A 473-nucleotide genomic window follows, 5' to 3' on the forward strand; every position below is an offset into this window, starting at 1 on the left:
CCGGAAAGATCTTTCAGCCAATGACCCGCGGGTCGAGCCCGTATTGAGCGGGCGCGTCGAGATGATCTCGCAGCGTCGTGCCCTCATAATCCCAATGAAAAAGTCCGCGCTCCTGGAGTATCGGAACCACGCCGTCGACGAACGCATCGATTCCGTCCTCAAACACGTCAGGCGACAGCCAGAAGCCATCAGCGGCGCCGGCTTCGAACCATTCCTGCATATGATCGGCGGTTTCAACGGCCGGGCCGACGATCGCTGGGTGATAATCGATCACTCCATGGGCGAGAACGTCGCGCAGGATCCAGCCTTCACGTGCGATCTTGAGGGCGTGCGCCGAACGAGGGTCGCCGGGCGACGGACGAGCGGAGGCCAATTGCTCCGATGTAAGCGGTGCGTCCAGATGGCCTGGGTCGAGCCGCAGGCCCAACATTTGACCTAGATACAGGACGCGTTGCGGAAACGTCTGCCCGCTC

1 pseudogene is annotated in these 473 nt (G+C 61.7%); it reads right to left on the reverse strand.

What is annotated here, in order from left to right:
* Nucleotides 1–13: 13 nt before the first annotated feature.
* Nucleotides 14–473 (reverse strand): annotated as a pseudogene (locus AB4Z23_RS28415) (NtaA/DmoA family FMN-dependent monooxygenase); the annotation flags it as partial.

The sequence above is a fragment of the Agrobacterium sp. MCAB5 genome, assembly GCF_052114365.1.
In the GTDB taxonomy this organism is placed as follows: Bacteria; Pseudomonadota; Alphaproteobacteria; order Rhizobiales; family Rhizobiaceae; genus Agrobacterium; species Agrobacterium tumefaciens.